The 5,118-nt window shown below is 70.9% G+C and carries 6 protein-coding genes; 1 reads left to right on the top strand and 5 read right to left on the bottom strand.

The genetic code is table 11. From position 1 onward, the window contains the following. On the bottom strand, window positions 1-618 hold a 618-nt coding region (locus ACFDTC_RS13115; protein ID WP_375259332.1), incomplete at its 3' end, for a GNAT family N-acetyltransferase. 95 nt (window positions 619-713) lie between these two features. Continuing rightward, a complete protein-coding gene (locus ACFDTC_RS13110) occupies window positions 714-914 on the bottom strand; it encodes a DUF3553 domain-containing protein (RefSeq protein ID WP_375259331.1) in 201 nt (66 codons plus the stop codon). 26 nt (window positions 915-940) lie between these two features. Between ACFDTC_RS13110 and ACFDTC_RS13105 the strand changes: the two genes are divergently transcribed. Beyond that, window positions 941-1,546 carry a histidine phosphotransferase family protein gene (locus ACFDTC_RS13105; protein ID WP_375259330.1) on the top strand — a complete coding sequence of 202 codons (606 nt, stop codon included), beginning with the start codon at window positions 941-943 and terminating at the stop codon, window positions 1,544-1,546. A gap of 17 nt (window positions 1,547-1,563) precedes the next feature. On the opposite strand, the gene ACFDTC_RS13100 is transcribed toward ACFDTC_RS13105, so the two are convergent. From ACFDTC_RS13100 to obgE, 3 genes are read right to left on the bottom strand one after another with little or no spacing between them, the layout of a single operon-like run. Beyond that, window positions 1,564-2,826 (bottom strand): glutamate-5-semialdehyde dehydrogenase, encoded by a 1,263-nt coding sequence (locus tag ACFDTC_RS13100; RefSeq protein ID WP_375259329.1) that lies wholly within the window; start codon window positions 2,824-2,826, stop codon window positions 1,564-1,566. A 54-nt stretch (window positions 2,827-2,880) separates the two neighbouring features. Continuing rightward, window positions 2,881-3,990: a glutamate 5-kinase gene (gene proB, locus ACFDTC_RS13095; protein WP_375259345.1), complete on the bottom strand. Its 1,110-nt coding sequence runs from the start codon at window positions 3,988-3,990 to the stop codon at window positions 2,881-2,883. A 14-nt stretch (window positions 3,991-4,004) separates the two neighbouring features. Further along, window positions 4,005-5,048, bottom strand: a complete 1,044-nt coding sequence (gene obgE / locus ACFDTC_RS13090) for a GTPase ObgE (protein ID WP_375259328.1) — start codon at window positions 5,046-5,048, stop codon at window positions 4,005-4,007. Between the last annotated feature and the right edge of the window lie 70 nt (window positions 5,049-5,118).

The raw sequence follows: 5,118 nt of genomic DNA, 5'->3' as shown, positions 1-5,118 counted from the left end.
CATCGCCGCGCGGCGGTCGAGCGTCGCCTCGGGCAGCAGGTCCATCGGCTGGAACTGCCGCGCGCGCACGCGCAGCGGCTCGGGCGCGAGGTGCCGGTGATGCAGCAGCGACAGGGGTGCGGCCAGGCGCGCGACGTCGGTGCCGTGAAAGCTCGCCACGCCGAACAGGATCTCGATCCGGTGCGCGAAGACGTAGTCCGCCAGTCCCTGCCACAGGGCATAGAGCGCGGCGCCGCCGCGGTGATCGGGATGCAGGCAGGACCGCCCCAGTTCCAGTAGCCGCCGCCCCGAGCGCTTGAGCGGGTCGAGGTCGTACTCGTCCTCGGAGTAGAACTGCCCGGCGCGGGCGGCGGCGTCCGAGCGCAGCAACCGGTAAACGCCGACCACCTCGCCGGGCGCGTCCTCGGGCGTCAGGATCAGGTGGTCGAAGAACGGATCGAACCGGTCGCGTTCCAGCCGTGCCGCATGGTCGACCATCGGGCCGTCGCCGCCCAGTTCCTCGACGAAGACGGCGTAACGCAGCCGTTGCGCCGCCTCGATCTCGGCGCGGCTCTGCGCCAGCCGGACGGCGAAGCCGGTGCCCGGCCTTGCATCGGTCAGTGTGGCCGGATCGGTCATTTCTCGTCTGCTACCAACACGATAGTGCCTTCCAAATTCGCCCGCGGGGGTAGGCATCCGCTCAAAGCATCGCTAATACGGATGGGGCGGGCGTCTCAAGGCCCGGAATCGGAACCGGACTCGAAAACGGGGATCAGCGACACGTGCGCGCCGTCCAGCACCACCTTTCCTTCCTCGCGGAAGTTGACGGTGACCTTGCCGCCGATGTTGGACTGCACCTGCCCGGTGCCCCAGTCGGGCCGCTCGGGGTTCTGGACCAGCATGCCGGGCTCCAGCAGGGCGTTCAGATCCTCCATGATCCCTCCTTCGACAGGATGACTTGATGACCGATCATACGGCTTCCCTCGCAGCATTGGTAGGATCGCGGCTGTGTCACGATCTGATCAGCCCGATCGGCGCCATACAGAACGGGCTCGAGCTTGTCGCCCTGGCCGGCGGGGCCGAGACCGGCGCCGAGATGGCGCTGATCCAGGACAGCTGCGACAGCGCCTCGGCGCGGATCAAGTTCTTCCGGGTGGCCTTCGGCAGCGCCAATGACGGCCAGTCGATCGGGTCGCGCGACGCGGCCGCCACGCTGGACGCGATCACCCGCACCACGCGCATGACGGCGCAATGGGCGGCGGCGGACAAGATGGCTCGCGCCAACGTGCAATTGGCCTACCTCGCCTTCCTGTGCTGCGAAAGCGCGCTGCCGCTGGGCGGAACGGTCGCGATCGAGGGCGGCGATTCCCGCATCCGCGTCGAGGCCACCGGCCGGCGCGTCGCGATCCACGAGGGCGCCTGGAGCTTCCTCGCCGGCGGCGGGCAGCTGGACGACCTGACGCCGGACAAGGTGCAGTTCGCGCTGCTTTCGACGTTGGTGCGCGACCGGGGCCGGACGCTGTCGGCCCGCCCGGCCGAGGACCGGATCGAGATCACCATCGGCTGAGGGCGGACGGAGGGCGATCAGCGCACCGTCCCGTCGCCGGTCACCAGGTACTTGAAGCTGGTCAGCTGCTCGGCGCCCACTGGGCCGCGGGCATGCATCTTGCCGGTGGCGATGCCGATTTCCGCACCCATGCCAAATTCCCCGCCATCCGCGAACTGGGTCGATGCGTTGCGCATCAGGATCGCGCTGTCGAGCCGGGTGAAGAACCGTTCGGCCGCCGCATCGTCCTCGGTCAGGATGCAGTCGGTGTGGTTCGAGCCATATCGCCGGATATGCGCGATCGCGGCGTCGATGTCGTCGACCACGCGCGCGGCGATGATCATGTCGAGGTATTCGCGGCCCCAATCGTCGTCCGACGCGGGCACGGTGCCCTTGATCCGCGCCAGCGTCTCGTCCGCGCGGACCTCGACGCCGGCCTCGACCAGAGCCTTGATCACGCCCTGCCCGATCGTGTCGACCACGTCGCGGTGGATCAGCAGGCATTCGGCCGCGCCGCAGATGCCGGTGCGGCGGGTCTTGGCGTTCTTGACGACCTCGAGCGCCTTGAGCGGATCGGCGTCCTTGTCGATGTAGACGTGCACGATGCCCTCGAGATGCGCGAAGACCGGCACGCGCGCCTCGCGCTGGACGAGGCCGACCAGCCCCTTGCCGCCGCGCGGCACGATCACGTCGATGACGTCGGTCATCGTCAGCATCTCGGACACGGCGGCGCGGTCGCGCGTCGGCACCAGCTGGATCGCGTCCTCGGGCAGGCCGGCGGCGCGCAGCCCCTCGACCAGGCAGGCATGGATCGCGCCCGAGGAATGCAGGCTTTCCGAGCCGCCGCGCAGGATCACCGCGTTGCCGGACTTCAGGCACAGCGCGCCCGCGTCGGCGGTCACGTTGGGCCGCGATTCGTAGATCACGCCCACGACGCCCAGCGGCGTGCGCACCCGGCGGATGTGCAGACCCGAGGGGCGGTCCCACTCGGCCATCACGGCGCCCACGGGATCGTCCTGCGCCGCGACCGCGCGCAGGCCGCCGGCGATGTCGGCGATGCGCGCGGGGCTGAGCGTCAGGCGGTCCATCATCGCATCGCTGAGGCCCTTCTCGCGCCCGTAGTCGAGGTCCTGCGCGTTCGCGACGAGGATGTCGGCCGCCTGCGCCTCGATCGCGTCGGCGGCAGCTTCCAGCGCGCGGCGCTTGGCCTCGGGCTCGGCATAGGCAAGCACCGCCGCCGCGTCGCGCGCGCGCCGGCCCATGTCGTGCATCAGGGCGGGGATGTCGGTCAGGTCCTTCATGGGTTCGGTCCCTGTCGCTGGATTTGCGTCAATCTACTGCGCCGGCGCGGCCGGTCAAAGCGCCATGTCGTCCCGGTGGACCAGCACGGCGCGGCCCGGATAGCCCAGGATCGTCTCGATCTCGGCGCTCTGGTGTCCGGCGATGGCGCGCGCCTCTCCGGCCGAGTAGCGCACCAAGCCGCAGCCCAGCGTCGCGCCGTCGGCGGCCTGGATCGCCACCGGGTCGCCGCGCTCGAACGCGCCCATGACGCCCCGCACGCCGGCGGGCAGCAAGGATCGGCCGTCGGCCAAAGCCTTCGCGGCGCCGTCGTCCACGGTCAGCGTGCCGCGCGTCTTCATCGCCGCGATCCAGCGCTTGCGCGCCGCCTGCGGGTCGAGCTGCGCCGCAAAAAGCGTCGACGGCGCGCCGTCCTGCAGCGCGCGCAGCGGGTGTTTCGGCGCGCCCAGCCCGATCAGCATGGCGCAGCCGGCGGCGGTGGCGGTGCGTGCGGCCATGACCTTGGTCTTCATCCCGCCCTTGGACAGGCCGGAGCCCGCGTCACCGGCCATCGCCTCGATCTCGGGCGTGATGGCGTCGACCACGTCCAGTCGGCGCGCGGTCGGGTCGATCTGCGGGTTCGCCGTGTAAAGCCCGTCCACGTCCGACAGCAGCACCAGCAGGTCCGCGCCGACGGTCGCGGCCACCTGCGCGGCCAGCCGGTCGTTGTCGCCGTAGCGGATCTCGTCCGTGGCCACGGTGTCGTTCTCGTTCACGATGGGCAGCGCGCCGAGACCCAGCAGCGTGCCCAGCGTCGCCCGCGAATTCAGGTAGCGCCGGCGCGAGGCGCTGTCCTCGAGCGTGACCAGCACTTGGCCCGTGACGATGCCGTGCGGTGCCATGACCTGCTCGTAGGCCCGCGCCAGCCGGATCTGGCCCACCGAGGCGGCCGCCTGGCTCTGTTCCAGCGGCAGCGTCCCGGCGGGCAGCCCCAGCGCGCCGCGCCCCAGCGCGATCGAGCCGGACGAGACCAGCACCACCTCGGCGCCGCGGGCCTTCAGCGCGGCCACGTCGGCGGCGAGGCTCACCAGCCAGTCGTGGCGCAGGTCGCCGGTCGCGGCATCGACCAGCAGGGCCGAGCCGATCTTGACCACGACGCGCCGCGCGTCGGCCAGCGTCGCGGCCACCGGGCGCGCCTCGCCTAGGGTTGCCACGATCCGTCCCCGTCCTCGTCCTGCACCGCGGCCTCGGCGCGGTCGCGGCGTTGCACATGCGGGCGCAGCGCGCGCAGCACGTCGATCACGCCCTCGCCCGACGCGCCGGACATCAGGCGCACGTCCTCGGCGCCGGCCTCGTGCAACTCGTCGCGCAGGAAGGCGCGCTCCTCGTCGTCGAGCGCGTCGATCTTGTTCAGCACCGTGACGCGGGGCTTGTCGGCCAATCCCTCGCCATAGGCCTCGAGCTCGTTGCAGATCGTCTGCCAGTCCTCGATCAGCGTGCCCGAGGTGCCGTCGATCAGGTGCAGCAGCACCGCCGAACGCTCCACGTGGCCCAGGAACACGTCGCCGAGGCCGCGGCCCTCGTGCGCGCCCTCGATCAGGCCGGGGATGTCGGCGACGACGAATTCGCGCCCGTCAACCTCGACCACGCCGAGGTTGGGATGCAGCGTGGTGAAGGGATAGTCGGCGATCTTCGGGCGCGCATTCGATGTGGCCGCGAGGAAGGTCGACTTGCCCGCATTGGGCAGGCCCACCAGGCCCACGTCGGCGATCAGCTTCAGCCGCAGCCACAGCGTGCGCTCGACGCCCTCCTGCCCCGGATTGGACCGACGCGGCGCCTGGTTGACCGAGGTCTTGAAGTGCAGGTTGCCCCAGCCGCCGTTGCCGCCCTTGGCCAGCAGCACCCGGTCGCCGAGGTTGGCGAGGTCGGCGACCACCTCCTCGCCCTCCTCGTCGAGGATCTCGGTGCCCACCGGCACGCGCAGGGTGATGCTGTCGCCCGAGCTGCCGGTGCGGGCATTGCCCATGCCGCCCTGCCCGTTCTTGGCGAACCAGTGCTGCTGATAGCGGAAGTCGATCAGCGTGTTCAGCCCGTCCACGGCCTCGGCCCAGACGTCGCCGCCGCGCCCGCCGTCGCCACCATCGGGGCCGCCGTATTCGATGAACTTCTCGCGCCGGAACGAGATCGAGCCGTTCCCGCCGCTGCCGGACCGGATGTGCACCTTGCAGAGATCGAGGAATTTCATGAATCTGTTCCGATACTGCGCACGTGGCGCGGTTTAGCCGCGAACGGGCGGCCGCGCAACGGCGCCCGCC

Origin of the sequence: Citreimonas sp., from assembly GCF_042096055.1 — a bacterium.
Classification (GTDB): domain Bacteria; phylum Pseudomonadota; class Alphaproteobacteria; order Rhodobacterales; family Rhodobacteraceae; genus Citreimonas.
The sequence above is the reverse complement of the archived record's forward strand: the minus strand, read 5'-3'. Positions and strand labels throughout refer to the sequence as shown.

Coding starts and splice junctions, on each gene's coding strand:
- ACFDTC_RS13110 (WP_375259331.1), bottom strand. CDS start 914: ATGGAGGATCTGAACGCCCTGCTGGAGCCCGGCATGCTGGTCCAGAAC.
- ACFDTC_RS13105 (WP_375259330.1), top strand. CDS start 941: ATGACCGATCATACGGCTTCCCTCGCAGCATTGGTAGGATCGCGGCTG.
- ACFDTC_RS13100 (WP_375259329.1), bottom strand. CDS start 2,826: ATGAAGGACCTGACCGACATCCCCGCCCTGATGCACGACATGGGCCGG.
- obgE (WP_375259328.1), bottom strand. CDS start 5,048: ATGAAATTCCTCGATCTCTGCAAGGTGCACATCCGGTCCGGCAGCGGC.